General features: G+C 69.1%; 23 protein-coding genes. 6 read left to right on the plus strand and 17 right to left on the minus strand.

The genetic code is table 11. From position 1 onward, the window contains the following. Positions 1-32: 32 nt before the first annotated feature. The 6 genes from KO481_RS07180 to KO481_RS42820 form a co-directional block, all read right to left on the minus strand. Entirely contained in the window at positions 33-881 is an 849-nt protein-coding gene (locus KO481_RS07180; RefSeq protein WP_215916202.1) for a GNAT family N-acetyltransferase, read from the minus strand. A 94-nt stretch (positions 882-975) separates the two neighbouring features. Further along, positions 976-1,653, minus strand: coding sequence for a response regulator (locus KO481_RS07185; RefSeq protein WP_308166391.1), 678 nt, complete (start codon positions 1,651-1,653; stop codon positions 976-978). Beyond that, complete coding sequence (locus KO481_RS07190; protein ID WP_245400619.1) at positions 1,650-2,972, minus strand: sensor histidine kinase; 1,323 nt, start codon at positions 2,970-2,972, stop codon at positions 1,650-1,652. Before KO481_RS07190 ends, KO481_RS07185 begins: the two co-directional genes overlap by 4 nt. A 179-nt stretch (positions 2,973-3,151) precedes the next feature. Next, positions 3,152-3,997, minus strand: a complete 846-nt coding sequence (locus KO481_RS07195; protein ID WP_215916204.1) for an ABC-2 transporter permease family protein — start codon at positions 3,995-3,997, stop codon at positions 3,152-3,154. Continuing rightward, the gene (locus KO481_RS07200; protein WP_215916205.1) at positions 3,994-4,929 is read right to left on the minus strand and encodes an ABC transporter ATP-binding protein; all 936 of its coding nucleotides are present in this window, start codon (positions 4,927-4,929) and stop codon (positions 3,994-3,996) included. Before KO481_RS07200 ends, KO481_RS07195 begins: the two co-directional genes overlap by 4 nt. A 233-nt stretch (positions 4,930-5,162) precedes the next feature. Continuing rightward, positions 5,163-5,450, minus strand: coding sequence for a hypothetical protein (locus KO481_RS42820; RefSeq protein WP_245400536.1), 288 nt, complete (start codon positions 5,448-5,450; stop codon positions 5,163-5,165). Between KO481_RS42820 and KO481_RS42825 the strand changes: the two genes are divergently transcribed. From KO481_RS42825 to KO481_RS07215, 3 genes are all read left to right on the plus strand, one after another. Next, on the plus strand, positions 5,449-5,862 hold the full coding sequence (locus tag KO481_RS42825) for a lytic transglycosylase domain-containing protein (protein ID WP_245400537.1): 414 nt from the start codon (positions 5,449-5,451) through the stop codon (positions 5,860-5,862). The two genes, KO481_RS42820 and KO481_RS42825, sit on opposite strands and share 2 nt — an antisense overlap. Positions 5,863-6,134: 272 nt before the next feature. Next, positions 6,135-7,448, plus strand: a complete 1,314-nt coding sequence (gene secY, locus KO481_RS07210; RefSeq protein WP_215916206.1) for a preprotein translocase subunit SecY — start codon at positions 6,135-6,137, stop codon at positions 7,446-7,448. A 55-nt stretch (positions 7,449-7,503) separates the two neighbouring features. Beyond that, positions 7,504-8,337, plus strand: coding sequence for a LuxR C-terminal-related transcriptional regulator (locus tag KO481_RS07215; RefSeq protein WP_245400538.1), 834 nt, complete (start codon positions 7,504-7,506; stop codon positions 8,335-8,337). On the opposite strand, the gene KO481_RS07220 is transcribed toward KO481_RS07215, so the two are convergent. The 8 genes from KO481_RS07220 to KO481_RS07255 all read right to left on the minus strand — a co-directional run bounded on the left by KO481_RS07220 (position 8,334) and on the right by KO481_RS07255 (position 15,588). Then, a complete protein-coding gene (locus KO481_RS07220; RefSeq protein ID WP_215916207.1) occupies positions 8,334-8,609 on the minus strand; it encodes a hypothetical protein in 276 nt (91 codons plus the stop codon). The two genes, KO481_RS07215 and KO481_RS07220, sit on opposite strands and share 4 nt — an antisense overlap. A 16-nt stretch (positions 8,610-8,625) precedes the next feature. Next, entirely contained in the window at positions 8,626-9,363 is a 738-nt protein-coding gene (locus KO481_RS07225; RefSeq protein WP_215916208.1) for an energy-coupling factor transporter transmembrane component T family protein, read from the minus strand. A gap of 49 nt (positions 9,364-9,412) precedes the next feature. After that, positions 9,413-11,536: an ABC transporter ATP-binding protein gene (locus tag KO481_RS07230; protein WP_215916209.1), complete on the minus strand. Its 2,124-nt coding sequence runs from the start codon at positions 11,534-11,536 to the stop codon at positions 9,413-9,415. A 120-nt stretch (positions 11,537-11,656) separates the two neighbouring features. Next, a complete protein-coding gene (locus KO481_RS07235) occupies positions 11,657-12,505 on the minus strand; it encodes an LLM class flavin-dependent oxidoreductase (protein WP_215916210.1) in 849 nt (282 codons plus the stop codon). A gap of 235 nt (positions 12,506-12,740) precedes the next feature. Beyond that, complete coding sequence (locus KO481_RS07240) at positions 12,741-13,235, minus strand: hypothetical protein (protein WP_215916211.1); 495 nt, start codon at positions 13,233-13,235, stop codon at positions 12,741-12,743. Between the two features lie 161 nt (positions 13,236-13,396). Continuing rightward, entirely contained in the window at positions 13,397-14,596 is a 1,200-nt protein-coding gene (locus KO481_RS07245) for an MFS transporter (protein WP_308166394.1), read from the minus strand. After that, the gene (locus tag KO481_RS07250) at positions 14,593-15,147 is read right to left on the minus strand and encodes a Chromate resistance protein ChrB (protein WP_308166395.1); all 555 of its coding nucleotides are present in this window, start codon (positions 15,145-15,147) and stop codon (positions 14,593-14,595) included. The genes KO481_RS07245 and KO481_RS07250 overlap by 4 nt, the downstream gene beginning before the upstream one ends. A gap of 78 nt (positions 15,148-15,225) precedes the next feature. Further along, positions 15,226-15,588, minus strand: a complete 363-nt coding sequence (locus KO481_RS07255) for an ArsR/SmtB family transcription factor (RefSeq protein WP_215916212.1) — start codon at positions 15,586-15,588, stop codon at positions 15,226-15,228. Positions 15,589-15,686: 98 nt separating this feature from the next. Between KO481_RS07255 and KO481_RS07260 the strand changes: the two genes are divergently transcribed. Further along, a complete protein-coding gene (locus KO481_RS07260) occupies positions 15,687-17,651 on the plus strand; it encodes a heavy metal translocating P-type ATPase (RefSeq protein WP_215916213.1) in 1,965 nt (654 codons plus the stop codon). Between the two features lie 165 nt (positions 17,652-17,816). Here KO481_RS07260 and KO481_RS07265 read toward each other — a convergent pair whose 3' ends face one another. Further along, positions 17,817-18,305, minus strand: coding sequence for a MarR family winged helix-turn-helix transcriptional regulator (locus KO481_RS07265; RefSeq protein WP_215916214.1), 489 nt, complete (start codon positions 18,303-18,305; stop codon positions 17,817-17,819). A gap of 78 nt (positions 18,306-18,383) precedes the next feature. On the opposite strand from KO481_RS07265, the gene KO481_RS07270 reads away from it, so the two are divergent. Continuing rightward, positions 18,384-18,749 (plus strand): antibiotic biosynthesis monooxygenase family protein, encoded by a 366-nt coding sequence (locus tag KO481_RS07270; protein ID WP_215916215.1) that lies wholly within the window; start codon positions 18,384-18,386, stop codon positions 18,747-18,749. Positions 18,750-18,905: 156 nt separating this feature from the next. On the opposite strand, the gene KO481_RS07275 is transcribed toward KO481_RS07270, so the two are convergent. After that, positions 18,906-20,375, minus strand: a complete 1,470-nt coding sequence (locus KO481_RS07275; protein WP_215916216.1) for a flavin-containing monooxygenase — start codon at positions 20,373-20,375, stop codon at positions 18,906-18,908. An 81-nt stretch (positions 20,376-20,456) separates the two neighbouring features. Between KO481_RS07275 and KO481_RS07280 the strand changes: the two genes are divergently transcribed. Then, complete coding sequence (locus tag KO481_RS07280; RefSeq protein ID WP_215916217.1) at positions 20,457-21,518, plus strand: AraC family transcriptional regulator; 1,062 nt, start codon at positions 20,457-20,459, stop codon at positions 21,516-21,518. A gap of 203 nt (positions 21,519-21,721) precedes the next feature. Here the strand turns inward: KO481_RS07280 and KO481_RS07285 are convergent, their stop codons facing one another. Then, positions 21,722-22,552: a metallophosphoesterase gene (locus tag KO481_RS07285; protein ID WP_308166399.1), complete on the minus strand. Its 831-nt coding sequence runs from the start codon at positions 22,550-22,552 to the stop codon at positions 21,722-21,724. Between the last annotated feature and the right edge of the window lie 86 nt (positions 22,553-22,638).

Consider the following 22,638-nt stretch of genomic DNA (forward strand, 5'->3'; position numbering starts at 1 on the left):
CCGGCGGTGGTGGCGCCGGCGAGCGTGGCGCGTCAGCCCAGTTCGAGCGTGGTTACACCGAAAACTTTTTCCTGATAGTGGTTTCGAACCGGCCCGGTGTACATGCGCGCGGTTTCGAAACTGGGTTGCAGGCCCGCCTCCTGCGCCAGGGCGACGGCGGGTTCGTTGCACAACGGCACGTCGATGGCCACCTCGGCCCCGTCCGCCAGCGCGGACAACAGCTCGCGCGCGTCCGCGGCGGTGTCGGCGAACAGCGGGCCGATGCGCGGGGAATCCCTTGCGGGACGGATGGTTCCGAATCCGGTGAGCACGCCGTCGACAACGCGGACGACGGTGCGATGCGCCGGATCCGACAGCCAGGCGCCGAGCAGGGCGGGACGGTCGGCAGGGATGCACGAGGAGTCGTAGGTCCGCACGGTCGGGATATCGGCGGGACTCAGGGGGCGCACGGTGCCGTCCGGCGGCGCCAGCCGCGGCACGCCCGCGAAACGTGCGGTGCGGTAAGCGAGTTCGAAGCCGCTGCGCCGGTAGTTGTGCTGCTGGGCGACGACACCGTCGAGTCCCACGACCCGGGTACCGGCATGCTCGAGTCCCGCCCGCCAGGTGGCCAGTCCCAGGCCGCGACCGCGCAGGTCCGGACGCACGAGATAGAAACCCAGGAAGGCGAATTCGGGCCCGTAGTTGACCACCGATACGGCGGTGGCGGGCTCCCCGTCCACACGCCCGAGGAAGAACCCGTCGGGGTCCTGGGCGAAGAATGCCGAGACGTCTCCCAGCCCCGGATTCCACCCCTCGTCCGCGGCCCACGCGACGACCGTCGCCCAATCATCCTGTGTGGCATGGCCGATGACCAACTCGGCGGGACACGCGGCATCCGGCATGCCTTCAACAGTAATGAAGAACTGCCTCCCGGTAGGACAAGCCGGGCGGAGCGTCGTGCAGCGCGGGCCGCCGCGAACGCGCGGCAGCCACCCATCAGCTCGGCGAATTGGGCCGGGTCAGCCCCAGGTCGTAGGCCAGGATCACCGCCTGGATGCGGTCGCGAGCCCCGACCTTGGCCAGGACGCGGCCGACGTGGGTCTTGACGGTGGATTCGGAAAGCACCAGGCGCTCGGCGATCTCGCCGTTCGTCCAGCCCTGGCCGATGGCGACCAGGATTTCCCGTTCCCGATCGGTGAGTGCCAGCCAGCGCGGATCGTTGCCGCCCGGCGGTGCGGCCGGTTCCGCGGGCAGGTGCTGGGCATAGGCGTCGAGCAGGCGCCGGGTGAGCCTGGGGGCGATGACCGCGTCACCGCCCGCGACCGCGCGGATCCCGGCCAGGAGTTCCTCGGGATGCGCATCCTTGAGCAGGAACCCGCTGGCCCCGGCGCGCAGCGCGGCGTGCGCGTATTCGTCGAGGTCGAAGGTGGTCATGACGAGGATGCGGGAGCGCCCCCCGGCGGCGACGATGCGCCGGGTGGCCTCGATGCCGTCCATGCCGGGCATGCGGATGTCCATCAGCACGACGTCGGGCCGGAACTCGGCGGCGGCGCGCACGGCCTCGGAGCCGTTGGCGGCCTCGCCGACCACCTCGGTCTCGGACGCGGCGTCGAGCAGCATGCGCAGGCCGTACCGCTGCAGCGGCTGGTCGTCGACGATCAGGACGGTGATCACTGTTGTCCCCCTGCGGAATTCGGGTGTGGGTCGAGGTCCAGGACGGCCTCCACGGTCCAGCCGCCGCCGGCCGCGGGGCCCGCGGTCACGGTCCCGTCGTACAGCGCGGCGCGCTCGCGCATCCCGGCGAGTCCGTGGCCCTCCCCGGGGGAGCCGGGCCGGGTGCGGCCGTCGCGCGGCCCGGTGTCGTGGACGCGAATGCGCAGCCGGTCGCCGTCCGTGCCAACCGTGACGTCGGCCCGGCTGCCGGGGCCGACGTGCTTGAGGGTGTTCGTCAGCGCCTCCTGCACGATGCGGTAGGCCATCAGCTGCACGCCGCGATCGAGCCCGTCCAGCTCGCCGATGCTGTGGTAGACGACCTCCGTCCCCGCCGCCCGCACCCGGGCGTACAGCGCCTCGAGGTCGGCGATGCCGGGCTGCGGCTCCAGTTCGGGCGCGCTGTCCTGCTCGGGGCCGCGTTCGCGCAGGACCCCGAGCATGCGTCGCAGTTCGCCCAGCGCCTGCCGTCCGGCGTCACCGATCAGTAGCAGCGCCTCCCGGCCCCGCGCGGGATCGGACTGCGCGGCATACGCCCCACCGTCCGCCACGGTGATGATGACCGACAGGTTGTGGCCGATGATGTCGTGCATTTCCCGGGCCACCCGGGTGCGTTCGGTGGCGGCGGCCAGCCGGCTGCGCTGGTCGCGCTCGATTTCCAGGCGGGCCGCGCGCTCGCGCAGGGCGGCGAGCTGCGCCCGGCGCGACCGCACCGTCAACCCCAGGGCGACGGCCGCGGTCACGGTGCTGAGCAGGAAGAACAGCACCTCCAACCGGAGCACGGCGCCGGTCGCGACCCGGAGTGCGACCGGCACCAGCACCGCGGCGGCCACGGCACACACCCACGGCAGGTGAGCCGGGCGGGCCCGCAGGGCCACGCTGTACAGCGCGATCAGCAGCGCGACATCCGCGCGCAGGCCCGCACCCAGCGACCACTGCAGCAGGAATACCGCCGCGATCACCCCGAAGGCCGCCGACGGCGCGCGACGCCGCCACAGCAGCGGCAGCAGCAGTCCGGCCTGCAGCGCGAGGGTGCCGGGTGCGGACAGCTGGGTCAGCACGATCTGCGGGTCGTGCGGTCCGCCGGAGTGCGCGGGCCCTCCGAAATCCGGCCCGCCGAAGATCAGGAAGACCACCGCGGTGAACGCGGCGTCGAAAATCCACGGGTGCGCCCGGTCCAACCGCCCCAGCCGCAGCCGCAGCCGGGCGAGCCGCGCGATGACCGGCGCGGCGAATCCCGGGATCGGCCAGGCGGCAAGCCCGGCCTCGGCGTCGGTGCCCATCGGTGTCACCCGTCCATCGTCTAGGAGAACTGTGCGTAGTAGAAACTGCCCGCGCCGTCGGCGCCCGGCCACCCACCCGCAGGCCGCGCCGGTAACAAACCGACACCGTCATTCGCGGCATCGGGCAAGGCCCGGTGCCGCGAATGCGAGTGTCGCCTCATGCGTCGGTACAAGCAGGCTCAGGCGTCCGTGCGTGCCAGGCGGTAGGCCGCCCCGCCCAGCGCCAGCGCCGTCCAGCCGAGGAAGACGAACAGTCCGGCCATCGGAGACAGCGCGTTCGTGTCGTGGTGCAGGGCGAACATCGCCTGTCCGGCATTGCTGGGCAGGAATTCGGAGACGTGGTTCTGCCAGCTGTGCGGCAGCAGCGAGACCAGGGTGGGAACCAGCAGCAGCGCGCCGATCAGCACCGCGACGCTGCCCGCCACCGACCGCATCAGCACGCCCAGGGCGGCGCCGATGACGCCGACCAGCGCCAGGTACAGCCCCGCTCCGAAGAGGCTGCGCAGCACCCCCGACTCCGTAATGGACTGCGCCGCAGGGGTTCCGGCGAGGATGTAGTGGTCGATCAGGTAGGTGGCGAAGGCGCCGGCCGTGCCGGCGACCAGTGCGACCACGCCGTAGACGGCCGCCTTGGACCACAGCACGGGCAGCCGGCGCGGGACCGCGGCCAGCGTGGAGCGGATCATGCCGGTCGAATACTCGCCCGCCACGATCAGCACCCCGAGCACCCCCAGCGCGAGTTCGGCGAAGTTGATGCCGAACAGCGACAGGCTCAGCACGGTGGATCCGATCCACTGCGTGTCCAGGCTCTGCCCGGAGTGCACCTTCGACTTGTATTGGATCGCCGCGATGACGCCGAAGCCCACCAGGAACACCAGCCCGAGGCCGAGCGTGATCCAGGTCGAGCGCAGCGACCACATTTTCGTCCACTCCGAGCGCAGTACGCGCGGTCCGGTCACCCGGTAGACGGGCCGGGTGGACCGCGCCGGGGCGGGTGTGGATGGTGTCGCGATAGTGGTGGTCATGCCGCCCTCCCGAGGGTGTCGATTCCGGTGTTGCCGTGGTACTCGACCGAATCCCGGGTCAGGTCCATGAAGGCCTGCTCGAGCGAGACGGTCCGTGCGGTCAGTTCGTAGAGTGCGATGCCGTGCGCTGCGGCCGTGGATCCGATTGCGCGCGCGGACAACCCGCTCACCTGCAGGGTCTCCGAACCGGAGCGTCCGGTGATCTCCACGCCGGGCCCGGCCAGCACCTCCCGCAGCCGCACCGGATCCGCGCTGGCGACGGTGACAGCATTGCCACCGGCCTCGCGGACCAGGTCGGCCACGGTGGTGTCGGCCAGCAGCCGGCCGCGGCCGACGATGATGAGATGCTCTGCGACCAACGCCATTTCGCTCATCAGATGCGAGGAGACGAAGACCGTGCGGCCCTCGGCGGCCAGCGCGGTGAGCAGGTTGCGGATCCACAGCACGCCCTCGGGATCCAGGCCGTTCACCGGCTCGTCGAGCATGACGGTGGCCGGATCGCCGAGCAGCGCGGCGGCGATGCCGAGCCGCTGTCCCATGCCCAGCGAGAAGCCTCCGGCCCGTTTACCCGCCACCGCGCTCAGGCCGGTCAGCTCGATCACCTCGTCCACGCGGCGGCGCGGGATCCCGTGCGTCTGTGCCTGTGCCAGTAGATGATTGAAGGCCGACCGGCCGGGGTGGATCGACCGGGCCTCCAGCAGCGCGCCGACCTCCTGCAGCGGTGCGGCATGCTCTGCGTACCGGCGGCCGTTCACCGTGACCGAGCCGTCGCTCGGCGCGTCCAGGCCCACGATCATCCGCATCGTGGTCGATTTCCCCGCCCCGTTCGGCCCGAGGAATCCGGTCACGATTCCTGGCCGGACGGTGAAGTCCAGCCCGTCGACCGCGGTCTTGTCCCCATATCGCTTGGTCAGCCGATGTGCCTCGATCATCACTCGTCCCTGCGGTCACGCGGTCCGGCCGATCCGGGCTCGCCTCTGCATCCGACGGTAGGAGCGCGGGCGAGGCGATTCGTGGTACCGCGGAAGGAATTCCGGGGCGCGTAGTGGTACCGCGGTACGACCTCGACTCAGGGTTTGATGCACATTGCGCGGCCGTTGTCGGTACAGTGGCATCCGCTCGTATGAGGCGTGCGCATGTCACGGAGGTAGCACCGAGTGGGACGTCACCGGATGAAGTCGGAGTCAACGATCCGGCGTAAGTCAGTGATCGCATTGTCCGGACTGGTTCCCGGGGTGGTGTCCGTAACCGCCCTTGCCACACAGGCTTCGGCCGCGACGACCGCGCCCGAGGTTCGCATGGTGGCGTTACCCACCGGATCGAGCTCGGGTTCCGCCGATTCCGGATCGAGTTCCGGCTCCGCCGATTCCGGGTCGTCGAGCGGGTCGAGCAACACGAACATTCCGGGGATCGCCGCCACCGCATACAAGGTCGCCGCGTTCGAACTCTCCATGGACCAACCGCAGTGCCACATGCCCTGGCAGTTGCTCGCCGGCATCGGACGGGTCGAGTCGCATCACGCCAACAACGGGAACGTCGACATGTTCGGCACTACCCGGCGCGCGATCTACGGTCCGGCCCTGGACGGTACGCTGCCCGGCAACGAGATCGACCGCGCCGCCAGCGGCAAGTATCTCCGTGCCGAGGGCCCCATGCAGTTCATGCCCGCGACGTGGGCACACTACGCCCGCCCGGGCAGCAACCCGCAGAATCTGTTCGACGCGGCCTACACCGCCGGAAACTACCTCTGCTCCGGCGGTCTCAACATGCAGGACCCGGCGCAGCGCACCCGAGCGATCCTGCGGTACAACCACTCCATGGATTACGTCAACCAGGTCAACGGCTGGGCCCGCAGCTACCAATAGCCCCGCCCGGATCCGGCCCTTCGCGGTCGAACCGATAGACCGAAGATCAACGGCCCGAGACCATCTCGGGCCGTTTGTCATGTGCGCACCCGTCGATGACGGCCGTGTCGATTCGCCCCGACTTCCCCCGATCGGGGGAAGCGGAATTGCGACTTCCGGCCGACGTGGACGGGTATGGATTTCCGTACCGTCGAATGCGTTCGACAGGTTCATCTTCCCGTTGTCGGTAGGTGAATTCTCCTGTACTGCAATCATATTCGACGGGAGGATCGGTGCTGTCCGCACTCGCGACCGGGCTCCGGACGCCGGATGTCCGGCGCAGGATTCTATTTACGCTGAGCCTGCTCGCGCTGTTTCGTCTCGGCGCGACACTGCCATCGCCGGGTGTGGACTACGCGGCGGTGCGCGACTGCATCGGCGCCGCCTCCGGCGGTAGTGCCGGCGGCATCTATCAGCTCATCAGTCTCGTGTCCGGCGGCGCACTGCTGCAGCTGTCGGTCTTCGCGATCGGCGTCGGGCCGTACATCACCGCGAGCATCATCACTCAGCTGCTGACCGTCGTGATCCCGCGGTTCGAGGCGTTGCGCCGCGAGGGCGAGTCCGGCCAAGCCAGGATCGCGCAGTACACCCGCTACCTGGCGATCGCGCTGGCGGTGCTGCAGGCCTCGACCGTGGTGGCGCTCGCCGCGCGCGGGCTGCTGTTGCGCGGCTGCCGCACGCATGTGCTGGCCGATTCTTCGCTGCCGGGGATGATGAGCATCGTGCTGGTGATGACCGCGGGGGCGGCGCTGGTGATGTGGTTCGGTGAACTGATCAGCGAGCGCGGCATCGGCAACGGCATGTCGCTGCTGATCTTCGCCGGCATCGCGGCGCAACTCCCGAGCCAGGGCAGGGCGATCCTGGACGCTCGGGGCGGGATCGTCTTCGCCGGGGCCTGCGTCGCGGTATTCCTGACGATGGTCGCGGTGATCTTCGTCGAGCAGGGCCAGCGCCGAATTCCGGTGCAGTACGCCAAGCGCATGGTCGGCCGCCGGATGTACGGAGGTTCGTCGACGTATCTACCGTTGAAGGTGAACCAGGCGGGCGTCATCCCGGTCGTCTCCGCCTCCTCGGTGCTCTACGTGCCGGGACTGATCGCGAAGTCGTTCCAGGGCTCGAGCCATCCGCCCGAGTGGCAGAAGCTGATTCAGGAATATCTGTCGAATCCGGACAGTCCGCTGTACGTCGCGGCGTATTTCGCGCTGATTCTGTTCTTCGCCTACTTCTACGTCGCGATCACCTTCGATCCGCACGAGCGAGCCGAGGAGATGAAGAAGTTCGGCGGCTTCCTTCCGGGATACCGTCCCGGCCCGGCGACCGCAGACCACCTGAGCCACGTGCTGAGCCGGATCACGCTGCCGGGCTCGATCTATCTCGGTTGCGTTGCCGTGCTGCCCAAGCTGGTTCCGCTCGGCGCCGCCGGGGCGGCGCGGGGTCTCGCGTTCGGCGGCACCTCGGTACTGATCCTGGTGACCGTCGGCCTGGACACCCTGAAACAGCTGGAGAGTCGGGTGATGACCAAGAACTACACCGGATTCCTTCGCTGACAGGCCTTCCCGGCTTCGCTTCGGCGCAAACGCCGGCCCGCTACGATCGGAGAACATGACCACGACGTCATCGACGCGCCCCCTCCTGCGGCTGGTGTCGTCGCTCGTGCTCGCGATCACCGCCATGATGCTGACCACGGGCAGCGCGGTCGCCGAATCGCCGATCTCGGCATCGAATGAAGCCGCCGAACTCGACGTCGGTGCCGCCCAGCATCCAGCGATCTCGATACTGCTGGCCGGCGAGCACATACTGTTCCGCACCGGGCTGCACGCGGTGATCAACGGCCAGCCGGACATGCGCTGTGTCGCCGAGATCGGCGACGGGGCGGCGGCAGCGGGGGAAATCCGGCGCCTGCGCCCCGATATCGTCCTGCTGGATCTGGACATGCCCGGACTCGACGATCCGGCGATCGACAGGATTGCGACCCTCGGCCATTCGACCCGCATCCTGACCCTGGCCACCTCCGGCAGCGATGAGAACCTATACCGCGCACTACGTCTCGGCGCGAGCGGCTTTCTCACCAAATCGCTGCCCGCGCTGGAACTGATCGAGGCCGTCCGCACCGCCGCCCGTGGCAACGCGCTGATCGACCCGCACCAGACGCGCCGCCTGATCACGCGACTGACCAACGGAATCGAGCCGTTTCCGGCCGCGCCGGAGATCGAAACACTGACCGCCCGTGAGCATCAGGTGCTGCTGCTGATCGCGCGGGCGTACACCAACCCGGAGATCGCTCGAGCCCTCGGCGTGGGCGAGCAGACGGTGAAGAGCCATGTCTCCAATTTGCTCACGAAACTCGGTGTGCGCGATCGGGTGCACGCCGCGGTGTACGCGCACACTCGCCGCATCGTTTCCCCGCATCCGGCGCCGGACACCTTGCCGACCTAGCCGGGGTGCCACGCGGATTCGGCTGCGTTATTTGTCATTCCAGATAGTGGTGCCCGGCGGTGCCGAAATGCCTGGATGAGTCCGATGCCCGCGACGACCAGGGTCGGGCCTCCGGCGACCAGGGCGCCGATGATGCCGCCGAACGCGGCGCCGGCGGCCACGGTGGCGATGACGCCGGGGCCGGTGATGATGCCGGGGCCGGTGATGATGCCGGTGAGGCCGACCAGTCCGCCCAGGACGGTGCCGACGAGAAAGCCGATCGCCGTGGCCACGCCGAGCTACCGCGAATCAGTGCACGAACGTGACGACGATGGCGGCCACGCAGATCGCGGCGACGATGGTCAGCGCGATCGCATCGCGTCGCCCCGGCTTGCTCGGGTAGGCGGTGAGCTGTCCGGTGCCACCGCGCGCGGTGATCGCCTCGCCGAGTTCCCCTGCGCGGCGGGTAGATACCGCCATCGTCGCGGTGAGGATGTCGACCAGCGGATTGTCCGTGGCCCGCTGGACCAGGCTGTCCTTGGGGCGCAGGCGGCGTGCGGCCCGCAGGATGCGCATCTCCTCGATCAGCAGCGGCAGCCCGCGCAGCGTCAGCGCGACCACCACCGCCCACTCGTCGACGGGCACCCGCAGCACCCGCAGCGGCGCACCCAATTTCGCCAGGGCGGGCGCGATTTCGCCCATGGGTGTGGTCCAGGCGATCAGGAACGAGGTGACGACCATGATCAGTGCGAACGTCATCGTCAGCGCATACTGCAGGACCGCACCGCCCCCGGCCGGAATGTTGAGCACCGCACCGATGCCGAGCAGCGCCCAGAACTGCCAGGGCAGCCGGGGCAGTGTGCCCAGTGGCAGTCGCGCGACCAGGCCGATGACGATCAGGAACGCCACCACCATGCCGAGCACCGGCCAGGACGGCAGCAGCATCACGACCAGGTTGATCAGGAAGACCGCGATCACCTTCGTCCCGGCCCAGAGCCGGTGCACCGGACTCTGGACCGGCACCTCGCGCAACAGCACCATGGTCATTGTCCGGCTCCCGTCGTGCCGTGCGAAATCCGTTCTGCGGTCCGGTGTCTCATTGGTGACCTCCGGTCGCGTCGGGCCGGTGCAGGTCCAGCCGGGCGAGGGTGGGGGCGGAGGGCCGCGGGGAGCACACGGCGGCGGGGTGCGTCGCGGTTTCCGGGATGCGTCCCGCGACCAGATGCACGGTGCGGTCGCACAACGCCGCCATGTCCTCTACATCGTGCGAGATGACGATCAGCGTCAGCCCCGAATCCCGCAGCCGGGCAAGCAGTTCCACCACCTCGGCGCGGCCCGCCGGATCCAGCCCGGCCAGTGGTTCGTCGAGCACCACCACCTGCGGGCGGCTCGCCACGATCGCCGCGAGCACCACGCGCTTGGCCTGGCCACCGGACAGTTCCTCGATCGAGCGAGAGGCCACCGTGCGGTCCAATCCGACCGCGTCCAGCGCCTTTCCGACCGCGGCCGATCCGGTGCCCTGACCGCCCCAGTCCTCGATCTCCGTGGCGACGGTCTGGCGCTGCAGCTGCAGGCGCGAATGCTGGAAGGCCAGCGCCACCGCGCCGATCCGCTTGGCGACAGGCCGCGTGCCCGCGTAATCGCGCAGCTCGCAACGGCCCTCGGTCGGGTCGACGAGTCCGGCCATGATCCAGGCCAGCGTCGACTTGCCGGATCCGTTGCCGCCCACGATCAGCAGCGCCTCGCCGTGCCGGACGGTCAGGTCGATGCCGTGCAGGGCCGTTGCGGCCCAGGGGGTTCCGCGATTGTAGGTGTGCCGGACGCCGGTCAGCTCCAGCAGCGGCTCGCCCATCGGGCGACGGCGCTCGTCGCGTGCCGGCCGCGGCCAGGCGGGCAGCCGGTCCACCTGCCGCCCGCCGGACAGATGGATCACCCGGTCCGCCGCGGCCGCGTCGGCCTCGTGATGGGTGACCAGGACCACCGCCATCGGGTGCCGCCTGGGCAGTTCGGACAGCAGCGCGACCAGTTCCCGGCGGCCGTCGGGGTCGATCATCGAGGTCGCCTCGTCGGCGATGAGCAGTGCGGGCCGCCGGGCCAGCGCCGCGGCCACGGCCAGACGCTGCTGCTGGCCACCCGACAGCGTCGCGGTCTCGGTCTTGCCCATGCCGGCGAGCCCGACCTCGCCCAGCATCGATTCGATGTCGACCCGGTCGGCGAGCTCCGGCGGCAGGCCCCACACCACGTCGTCTGCGACCTGCACGCCGAGGGTCTGGCTCTCGGGCCGCTGCAGCACCAGCGCGGTGCCGCCGAGCATGCCCAGTCCGGCCGAACCGGGCCGCTCCACCGTGCCGCCCGTGGGCGGGCGCCCGGCAAGCAGCCTGGTCAGCGTGGATTTGCCCGAGCCGTTGTGCCCGACCACCGCCACGAATTCGCCGACTCGGATGGTGAGATCGATCTCGCGCAGGGCCTCGGTGCGCGCCCCCGGATAGCGGAACGAGGCCCGGTGCAGCGTGACCGGCAGCGGATCGACGGGCCGCGGGTCCGGCGGGGCGGCCAGCTGATCGCGGCCGGGCAGCCAGGTCAGCCGGTCCAGGACCGAGCCGAGCGCGAACCAGGAGAACACCGCCGTCGCGATGACTCCGACGGCCACACCGGCCGCGATGTAGACCCACCACCAGTGCAGGACCAGATCGGTGATCGTCCCGATGGTGTGGCTCACCCCGTGCAGTTTCGGCTGGCGATCGATGATCTTCTGCACGCCCTCGGAGGTATTGCGGATGGTCCGGAACAGCAGTTCCCGTGCCCTCGAGAACACCAGCAGGAACCCCACCGATATCACCGACCACGCCAGCCCGGCCAGCACGGACAGCCCCACCACCGCCGGAAGTCCGCCACGCCGCCGCTTGACGATCCCGACGATGCCGCCGATCGTAGCCATGGACACCGTCGTGAAGGCGGGTAGCAGCCCGGCGACGACGAAGGTGACCAGGCTGGCCGCCACGGTCGCGGTGAACAGCGTCCGCAGCCGGTACCGATGCGCGAGCAACCCCAGCGGCACGGCCGCGATCAGATTCAGCGCCGCGGCGATCGGAACCACCGTCCCGACCACCACCAACCCGACCGTCACCCCGGCCAGCACCGCCCCGGTCGCAAGCTCGATCGGCCGCAACGGACCTTCGCCGATGCGCTGGCGGTCGCTGTCTGCTGGTAGAGCGGTCACGCGTTCAAGTCTGCCAGTTCCGCTCGGGGCGGGTTCGCGGCGAGTGCGCGGGGGCGGATTGGCTATGGGCCTAGTAGGGCTGCAGGGACGACGGCTATGCGGCAGGCACGGCTTCTGGCGTCACAGCACGATCTCGGCCAGGCGGTCGACCTGATCAGGATCTGTGCCGTAGCAGTAGAGCATGACCTCATCGGCGCCGAGATCCTCGAATTGCCGGATAGCGGAACGGATCTGGTCTGTCGTGGTGAGCAAGCCGCCGGCCATGTAATCGGCGCGGCCGCTGAACTCGTAATAGTCCAGGATGGCGCCGCGGGCCCGGTCGATCAGTGGCTGCGGGCCCACGACCGTGTTCAGCTGGGCAACGATGCGCGGCGATCCGGACCGGCCGTGCTCGCACCAGGACTTGCGGGCCAGATCGATGAGATTGCCGGCCCAGGACGGCGCGGCCGCCGCCAGCAGCCCACCACCCCAGCGGCCGACGCGGTCGATGGCGGCGGGCCGGAAGCCGCCGAACAGCAGTTCGGGACCGCCGGACGTGCGGGGTGCGGGACCGATGGGACCGCAACTATCGCTGAACCGCTCACCTGACCACAGGCGTTGCATCACACCGAGCTGCTGATCCAGGCGGCGGCCGCGCTCGTGGATATCGGTACCGCTGGCCTCGTGGTCGTCCTCGCGACCGCCGACACCGAGGCCGAGCACAAAACGGCCGCCGGACATCAGATCCAGCGTGGCGGCCTGCTTGGCCAGCAGCGCAGGATCGCGCAGCGGTGCGATCAACACCTCGGTCTGTATCCGGATCCGGCTGGTGGCGCCGGCGAGCATCGCCAGCGTGACCAGCGGTTCCGGATTGTCGTAAACAAGGCGGTCGAGCAGGCCGAGCGTCGAGAACCCGGTGGCTTCGGCGCGGCGAGCCCATTCGGGCAGCGCAGTGGGATCGGCAATGGGCAGGCCGAGACCGATATGCATGAAATCCTCCGTAGGAGTTGGGCGTGCGTCATCACGTCGCCCACCCCACGCCTCCTCAGATGAGGCGGGTCTCCCACTCTGCGACTGTCTTTCCTGGAGAGCACCTATCGGGTTGCGGTCACGGTACGACGTCCGCGGCGCCGCTCGCAACTCGCCTCGGCCCCACCGCTATCGGCGCGCGCCTTGCACTCATTGGAAGTCATCCAACCCGCCGTGGAATCTATCGGCATATCACCTAGATATCGAGCGTGCGGTCGGTGATCATGTGATTCAGCTCGTTTACTATCCGCGTTAGATCCGTCAAGGCGTTACGGCAGAATTCGGAGTCCTCTTGTGTTAGGTGATGGATTGCCTGGGCATCCGTAGCGAGGTGCTGCCTTGCCTTTACTTCGACGATCCTGGACGGCATCAGGACCCAATTTCTCCGGGATGTGTCGATTGTCCAGTCAATTTTGCGTTCTGTCGATTCGGTCATGCGGCGGAGCTGATCGATGAACATAGTTGGTCGAGGCTCGGTGAAGCGCCAGACGATAATCGGTGGTACAGGATTTCCGTCCTTATCCGAGCTGGCCGAATAGCGAAACCACTCTACCTCCCCTACGTGGCGCAGCTGCTCGATGAACGATGACGATTCGTCGGTCATTTTTTCACCGCCTTGATCGTGGCTCCTGGGTTCGGGAACCACCGAGATCGATTGCCCCGCTGCAGAATTACCCCCGTCATCTCCCATGGCTACTTACGGTATCAGCCAGTCTCGGCGTTGGGCGGAGGACGGCGGCGCTCTCGGAAACAGCCAGAGCCGCGATTGCATCCACGGGTGGCCAGGCAAGACCAGAGCCGATGACCTGAACGGATTCACCTGTCCGAAAGCCGTTTCCGGTCGCGCGGAACTCAGCCGGCGGATCGGGTCCGGTGGTCTGCTTGCCGGGGGGCGCTGCGGCAGGCGACGAGGACGGCAAGTACCCCCAGCATGGTTGTGAGGGTCAGTAGTCCCGTATTCATGGTGGCCGCGGTGGCGACGGCGCCGACGAGCAGCGGCCCGCCCGCGTCGCCGAGTTCGCGTCCGAGTTCGGCGGCACCCATGGTTTGGCCCAGGCGTTCGGGTGGGCTGGTCGCGGCCAGGTGGGCGAAGCCGAGGGGCGTGATAAGCCCGGTGCCCGTTCCGATCAGCACGGCAGCGAGCATGATGCCCGCGATTCCCGGTAGGAGGGCGGCCACCGCGATTCCTGTCGCGGCCAAGCCCAACCCGGCCGCCATGCCGGTGCGGTCGCGCAGACGCCCGGCGTCTCGGGCGCGTCCCGCCCGCGGCTGGACCAGTGCCGCCGTGGCGGCGAGCAGCGAGACGACGACACCGGTCTCGAGGGGGCCCAGTCCGTGCCGGGCCCCGATCGCGGGCAGAAAGCCGACCCCGGCGGCGAGGGCGGCGGTGGCTCCGGCCAGGGCCGCGGTGGGACGCAGGAACGCTCCGCCGGTGAGCCGGCGGGCCAGATCCAGCACAGTCTGGCGGGTTTTCGGCAACACCTCGACGGTGGGCACGGCCAGCGCGGCCCACACCGCAACTGCCGCAGCGAGTGCCGCCAGGGCGGTGAACAGCAGTCGGTAGCCGCCGAGGGTGACCAGCAATCCACCGAGCACAGGGCCCAGCGCGTAGCCCGCGCCCTTCCACGCGCCATAGCTTCCGAACGTCCGGCCGTGCCCGGTCGCGGGTGTGAGACGGGCGACCAACGCCGAGGCCGCCGGGGAAAACGCGGCCGCGGCCGCGCCCTGAGCGAAGCGCGCGACCCCGACCAGTCCGGGATTACCCGCCACCACGAACGCCGCGGACGCGAGCGCGAACGCCACCAGCCCGCCCAGCAGTACCCGGCGCGGGCCGACGCGATCCGCGAGCGCCCCGAAGACCGGTTTGAGCAGCACTTCCGCACCGTCGTAGACCGCCAGCAGCGCACCCAGTGCGAGCAGGCTCGCGTGTTCGGCCGCGGTGAAACCGGCCAGGCTCGCGGCAATGCTGTGCGCACCGAACGCGGTGACGAATCCGGCCGCATACAGCGGCAGCAGTCGTGGCCGGCGCGGGCCGGTCTCGGTGGTGGTCACATCTGGTGCAGGGCCGCGAAGACCCGCTCGGTGTAGTCGGCCAGCCGCTCGGTGCAGTGCTCGAGCTGCCCGGCGGCCTCGGCGGCGGCGGGAGCGCCGAACACGTCGCGGGCCTTGATGTCGCGGTGCCAGCGGCGTAGTCGTTCCAGGCTCTGCTCTTCCTCCTCGAGTTCGGCCATGGTGAATTTCGCCTTCGCGATCTCCTTGTCGATCTCGGCGTCGAATCCCGCGCAGTCGGAGAGGAATTCGCCCCATTCCTCGCTGCGCTCGGCGGTGAACAGCGCCTCGAGACGGGCGGAGTCGGGCTCCTCGCGTCCGGCGGCATCGAGCACCAGGACTTCGCCCTCGCCGCGGCGCGCCAGCTCGATCACTTTGGTAACGCCCTCGGCGAACACGGGCACGTCCGGCACGACCCACACGCCCTGCCCGATCTGCAGTGCACCAACCCGGCGCAGCTCGCGCCACACCGCAACCCGATGCCGCGACGGTTCGGTCGGCACCCGCACCACCAGCACCAGCCAGCGCACACCGGCGCTCCGATTGTCTGTCACGGATTGAAATGTAACAGCAGTTACTTCTGAGAAGGTAGCGTTCGGTTCAATATTGGGTGCGATGGCGTGCAGCGGCGCTCAGCTTGCGGTTTCGGGCCGGTCGGACAACCCGAGGCGCAGGTGTTCGCTGTGGTAGACCGCTTCGTCCAGGAGTTGAGCGACGTGGTTGTCGTACAGGCTGTAGACGATGGAGCGGCCGGCGCGGGTGCCGGTCACCAGGCCCAGGTTGCGCAGCAACCGGAGCTGATGGGAGACCGCGGACTGCTCCATACCGACCGCTTCGGCCAGGTCGGTGACCGGGCGCGGGCCGTGACGCAGCTCGGTCAGGATCAGCAACCTGCTCGGGGTGGCCAGAGCCTGCAGAGTGGTCGCGACGTGGGCGGCGGATTCGGCATCCAGCCGCGCGGCGGGGCGGTCGCGGCCCTCGATCCCGTGTCCCATACCTGCGCAGCCTACCCCCCAGCGGACACATGAAGACATGTTCATGTCTTCTGTTATGGTGGGTCGAGTCCGTCGAAATGCACATGTGGAGGTGACTCGTGGTCGCGCCGACCCTCGCGCCCGATCGCTCGGTCCCGGCTGCCGGACGGGTACCCGCGCGCCGCACGAAGCTGTTTGCGCTGCCCGAGATTCGTTGGGCGGTACTGGCTTTGGTCTTGTTCACGGTTGGTCTGGCCGCGCAGCTCGCCGGTGTGCCGCAGGGGATCTGGTGGGCGTTGTATCTGGCCTGTTATGCCGCGGGCGGCTGGGAGCCCGGCCTGGCCGGGCTGCAAGCGCTGCGCGAGAAGACCCTGGACGTGGATTTGCTGATGGTCGTCGCGGCGATCGGTGCGGCGTCGATCGGGCAGATCACCGACGGTGCGCTGCTGATCGTCATCTTTGCCACCTCCGGCGCGCTGGAGGCCTTGGCGACCGCCCGTACCGAGGACTCGGTGCGCGGGCTGCTGGACCTGGCCCCGGACACCGCCACCCGCATCGACGCCGTCGGAAAAGAGACGACGGTGCCCGCGGCCGACCTCGGGGTCGGTGACGAACTCGTAGTGCGCCCGGGTGAACGGATTCCCGCCGACGCCACCGTGATCGGCGGCGGGAGCGAGGTCGACCAGGCCACCATCACCGGCGAACCGCTGCCGGTGGACAAGGCCCGCGGTGACGAGGTGTTCGCGGGCACGATCAACGGCACCGGCGCGCTGCGTCTGCGGGTGGACCGCCGCGCCGAAGACTCCGTCGTGGCCCGCATCGCCACCCTGGTCGAGCAGGCCAGCCGGACCAAGGCCCGCACCCAGCTGTTCATCGAGAAGGTCGAACAGCGCTACTCGGTCGGCATGGTGGCGGTCACCCTGGCCGTGTTCCTCGTGCCGCTGCTGCTGGGCGACCCGCTACAGCGAGCTCTGCTGCGAGCGATGACATTCATGATCGTCGCCTCTCCCTGCGCGGTCGTCCTCGCGACCATGCCACCGCTGCTGGCGGCGATCGCGAACGCGGGCCGCCACGGCGTGCTCGCCAAATCCGCGGTCGTGATGGAACAACTCGGCGCCACCACCCGTATTGCGTTCGACAAGACCGGCACCCTGACCCGTGGCACCCCCGAACTCGCCGAAATCCGCACCCTCGACACGCAATTCGACGACGACGAACTGCTGCGGTACGCCGCTGCGGCCGAACACCCCAGCGAGCACCCCCTCGCCGCGGCGATCGTGCGCGCCGCGCGCGCACGCGGCCTGGATCTGCCCGCTGTCGAGGAGTTCACCGCCCAACCCGGTCGCGGAGTCAGCGCCCTGGTCGGCGACCGCTTCATCGGTGTGGGATCCCCCGCCACGCTGCTGCCCGCCGCCGACGGCAGCGCCGAGTCCGCCGCGGTGGAGGCGTTGCAGGCGCGTGGCTATACCGCGGTGATCGTCACCTGCGAGCAGCGTCCGGTCGGTGTCCTGGCGCTCAGCGATCAACTGCGCGGCGAGGCCGCCGCCGCGGTGACCGCCGCCGCCGCGCTCACCAGCGCCGGGCCGGTGCTGCTGACCGGCGACAACCCCGCCACCGCCCACCGGCTGGCCGAACAGGTCGGCATCACCGATGTGCGGGCCGGGCTGCTGCCCGAGGACAAGGTCGGCGCCGTACAGCAACTGCAAGCCGACGGTGCCAAGATCGCGATGGTCGGCGACGGCATCAACGACGCTCCCGCCCTGGCCGTCGCGCACGCCGGGATCGCGATGGGCGGCGCCGGATCGGACCTAACCCTGCAGACCGCCGACGCGGTCGTGGTCCGCGACGACCTCACCGCCATCCCCACCGTCATCAACCTCTCCCGCCGCGCCCGCCGCGTGGTCATGGCCAATCTGATCATCGCCGCGACCTTCATCGGCGTGCTCGTGATCTGGGACCTGGCAGGCACACTGCCACTGCCGCTGGGCGTGGCAGGACACGAAGGCTCCACGGTCATCGTCGGCCTCAACGGCCTGCGGCTGCTGCGCGCTGCCGCCTGGCGCCGCGCCGCTCGCCTCGGTTGACCAACCGGCACACGCGGCGGCTCGCGAACACCCCACCCCGCGCCCGGCGACCCCGAACCACCTTCTTCGACGCAGTCCCACAACCTTTTTCGTGCGGAGGCCGCCTGGTGGATTCCGGAGGCACAGTGCGGGAGTAGCCGTCGGCCCGGCTGTGATGGGCCTAGCTCACTGCGATTCCCGGCGGGCGCGCCGCCGGCGCTGCAACCCGGGGTGGATTCCGGCGGGGAGGTTTGCGCGGGCGGCGATGCGCTGGAGGAGGGGCAGGAGCAGGGCTCGTTCGGATTCGTCCAGGGGGGCGAGGATTTCGGATTCCAGGGCGTCGGCCTCGGAGTGGATGGCCTTCAGCACTTCTCGTGCGTGATCGGTGAGGTGGACCGCGTGGGCGCGCCGGTCGTCGGGGTGGGGGCGCCGGGTTACCAGGGCGCGCTCCTCCAACTCGTCGACCAGACCGACCATTGCGTTGCGGTGCACCCGTAGTAGGTCCGCGAGTTCCTGCTGGCTGCGGCCATCCCCGGCGGCCAGGTTGCCCAGGACGGCGAAGTGGGCCGGGTTCAGATCCAGTCGTGCCAGCTGCTCGGTGAACCGGTCGGCCACGTGATGACCGATCTGCGACAACAGGAAGACCCCACGCGAGTCCAGCGACCGGTTCATCATGACCTCACACTAGCAACTCAACGGGATTGCCATAGCTAGGTATTGACATCTAAGAAGATTGTCATTTACGGTGACAATATGACCAACGCAAGCAACCCGGCCGTCCCCGACACCGACGCCCCGGTCACAGTGATCAACACGATGTCCGTACCCGCCGCGCAGCGGGACCTGTTCCTGGAGCGCTGGCGCGACAGTGCCCAGTGCATGGCGGCCGCTGCCGGTTTCCGCCGAACTCGAATGTTCGAGGCGGTCGGTGCGGCCGCCGAGGCGGTCTTCGTCAACGTCGGGGACTGGGACAGCGGCGCCGCCCTGGGTAACGCCCTCAGCACTCCGGAATGGCGTGAGCTGACGACGCGGATCCAGAACGATCTCGATCTCACCGCACGGCCGGCGGTCTACCGTCTCGCCCTCGAACTGGCGCCCGGCGAAATGTTGTCCCGGTGACCGCCGATCGGTGACTCGAAGTTGCAGCGCCCGGCCGGCTCGTACGCAACACCGGTCGGCCGGGCACAAACCCGGCGGGGCCGAATACCTTGTCGGACAACAATTCACCAGGCACCGAAGAACAGTGCAATCCGACGGCAGGCCGACTCTCGTGGGTCAGCTGGAAGTCGTGTCGATCAGCTCGTAGTCCGCGAGATCCACTGAGCGAGTCCGCAAACGGTAGGCGGTGACTGTGCCGGGCCAGTTGTTGGTGATGCGCCCCGCGGCGTTGCGGTACCAGCTGGAGCAGGCCGTCCACGGTGTGCGTTCGAGCCGGTGCTGGGTGTGCTCGTCGAAATCCCTTGCGACGCCAGGCTTTACCTCCAAGGCGCGGCCCGGATGCGTTGCCAGGTAGCCCAGGGCCTTGCGGATGTAGCGGGCCTGGCATTCGATCATGTAGATGATCGAGCCGATGCCGAGATTGGTGTTGGGGCCGTAGAGCAGGAACATGTTCGGGAATTGCGGGACCGTCATGCCCAGGTAGGCGCGGGCGCCGCCGGACCAGGCGTCGGCGAGGTCGCGGCCGCCGCGGCCGAGAATGCGTATCGGCCAGAGGAATTCGCTGCCCTTGAAGCCGGTGCCGTAGACGATCACGTCCGCGGGATGCACCGCGCCGTCGGCGGTGCGGACCCCCTCGGGCACGATCCGATCGATCGGGGTGGTCTCCACGTCCACGGTGGGCAGGGTCAGGGCGGGGTAGTACTCGTTGGAGAACAGCACCCGCTTGCACAGCACCGGATAGTCCGGGGTGAGCTTGGCGCGCAGCTCTGGATCGACCACGTCGTGTTCCAGGCTCTTCCGGCACACCAGGGCGAGCACGCGCCGCAGGACCGGCAGATCGGCCAGCCCCAGGGCGAAGAACTCCAGGAAGCACCACACCCAGAGCCGTTGCGCCAGACGCAATCCCGGCACGTATCGGAACAGCGCGTGATGGATCGGCCGGTACTCCCGGTCGGTGCGGCGCAGCACCCAGGGCGCGGTGCGCTGGAAGACCGTCAGCCGCGCCACCTCCGGGGCGATCGCGGGCACGAATTGGATTGCGCTGGCGCCGGTTCCGATAACGGCGACCCTCCGGCCCGACAGCTCGGCCGAGTGGTCCCACTGCGCCGAGTGGAACGACGGACCCCGGAAGCTCTCGCGCCCCGGAATATCGGGCAGCCGCGGCCGCGAGAGCTGACCCACGGCACAGATCAGTACGTCGGCGGAGTACTCCGTCCCCTCGGCGGTGCGCACGGTCCAGACCCCGGCGGACTCGTCGAAGGCCGCCTCGGCGACCTCGGCCCCGAACCGGATCCGTTCCAGCAGCCGATGGCGTTGCGCGAGCCCGTCGAGATACTTCCGGATCTCCTCGGCGCCCGAAAATCGGTGCGGCCAGTCCGCCCGCGGCGCGTAGGAGTACGAATACAGCGGCGAGGGCACATCGCACGCCGCGCCCGGATAGGTGTTCTCCCGCCATACCCCGCCCGCCGCGGTCGCCCGCTCCAGAATGGTGAAGTTGTCGAACCCGCTGCGCCGCAGTTCCATTGCCATGCCGAGGCCGCCGAATCCGGCGCCTATGATGATGACCGATGGTGTCGTTGTCGACATAGCGATCTCCTGACGTGGGTGTTCACTCCACTCTAGGCAGTCGCCGACCGCAATATCGAGATATTCGGCCATAATCGTCGTATGGTAACGGTGCAGCATCCCGGAATTCGCGACTGGGATTTCCCGCGGGGCGTAGCGAGCGTCGCGCTCATGGTGGGTTACGCGCGCGAACACGGGGTCCCGGCCGTGGCGATGCTACGCGGCACCGCCCTCACCGAACGTATCCTGGCCGATCCCGACGCCCAGATCGACGCGCACACCGAGCTGACCGTGATCCGCAATCTGGTGCGAGCCCTGGGCGGGCGACGCCCCGCGATGGGCGTGGAGCTGGGCCGCCGCTATCACATCACCACCTTCGGAATTTTCGGCTTCGCCTGCGTCAGCAGCCCGACCCTGGGCGACGCGATCGCCTTCGCGCTGCGTTACCTGGAACTGAGCTTCACCTTCTGCCTGCCGGTCGTGCGCTCGGAACCGGGCGAATTCGTCGCCGACATCCACGACGAGCTGGTCCCTGCTGACGTGCGGCGCTTCCTGGTCGAGCGCGACGTGCTGGCCATGCATCAGGTGATGAGCGATCTGCTGGGCCGTCCGCTCACGCTGCTGCGGGCCGAATTCGACTATCCGGAACCGGAATACGCGGGCACCCTCGCCGAAATCGTCGGCGTGCGACCGCTTTTCGGACGACCGCAGAATCTGTTCTCGCTCGACCCGGCGCTGCTGGACCAGCCGCTACCGCAGGCCAACGAGCACACCTGGGCGATGTGCCTGGCGCAGTGCCGAGAGCTCGTGCATCGCCGCGGCGCCCGCACCGGAATCGCCTCCCAGGTGCGCGAACGCCTGGTCCCCCGGGGCGGCGCCGACGGCTACGCCGCCCCGCTGGGCATCGATGCGGTGGCCCGCGACCTCAATATGAGCACCCGAACCCTGCGCCGCCACCTCGACGCCTCCGGCACCAGCTACCGCGCCCTCCTGGACGAGGTGCGCCGCACCCTGGCCGAGGAAATGCTCACCGCCACCCCGCTTTCGGTGAGCGACGTCGCGATCCGCCTCGGCTACGCGGAGGCCTCGACGTTCATCTTCGCCTTCAAGCGCTGGACCGGCACGACCCCCGCCTCCTACCGCCGCGAGCGGGTGCGCAGGTAGCCCCGGGACACCGTCACGAGCGGCTTCGGCTGGCGGGCGAGGTTTCGCCGGGCGATTCGTCGATGTGGGTCCGACCCGCGGCGGACGATGCGCCAGCTGAACGGCCGTCATTCGCCCCGGGTCTGCAGTAACAGCACGATGGACAGCAACCTGCTCGCACGCACCGCCCCAGTCTGGCCGTTACCACCGACAAGCGGGAGGCATCAGAGCGTGGCGACGCTGCCGCCCATGGGGACCGGGCGGTGCAGGGTCGTGAGGCGCCCGTCCTGCACCGCGTGCAGCAGTACCGCCGGGTCCGCCGCGTAATCGACGGGGAAGTCGTCGGGCGCACCGACCTCCCAGGCGCCGCCGATCACCGAGGAAATGCCGGGTGCGACGATCAGTGGCTTGCCGCCGAACACGCTGACTCCCATCGCATGTGTGTGCCCGGCGAGCACGCCGAGGATGCGATGGTCCGCCGCGACGATCTGCTCGAGCCAGGTCGGGTTGGCGAGGCGAATCGGATCGCACACCGTGCTGTGCATGGGTATCGGCGGGTGATGCAGCGCCACGAGCACCGCGTCGTTGTCGGGGGTCGCGCGCAGCAGATCGGTCAACCAGGCGAACGTGTCGTCGTCCAGTTCGCCGCCGCCCTCGCCGGGCACCGTCGAATCCAGCAGCGCCACCGTCACACCGTCCAGCCGCATCGCCTGGTTGATCGGTTCGGCCGAGGCCGGTTCGCCCAGCACGACCTCGCGCAGATTCGAGCGATCGTCGTGATTGCCCGGCAGCACCCACAGCGGGACCGGCGAACGCAGCGCCGCCAGGGCCTGTTCGTACTGTTCGGCCTTGCCCGAATCGGTGATGTCGCCGGTGACCAGGATCGCGTCGGGCTTGCGCGGCAGCGTGGCCAGATAGGCCATCACGCGTTCGACACGTTCGGTAGTGCGCGCCTGCAGATTGAAGTGGGTGTCGCTGAGCTGAGCCAACAGAATCACGGCGTTCGCTTTCTCGTGGGAATCGCGCCATTGCGCCCGAGCGTGCCTGGTCGGCACCTCATCAGGGTAGATTGCCGATTGCTATGAAGTCTTCATGAGACGCGCCACCAAATATAGCGAAAAGGCATGAATCCGCGGCGTTG

The sequence above is a fragment of the Nocardia albiluteola genome (assembly GCF_018860155.1).
GTDB classification, from domain to species: Bacteria; Actinomycetota; Actinomycetes; order Mycobacteriales; family Mycobacteriaceae; genus Nocardia; species Nocardia albiluteola.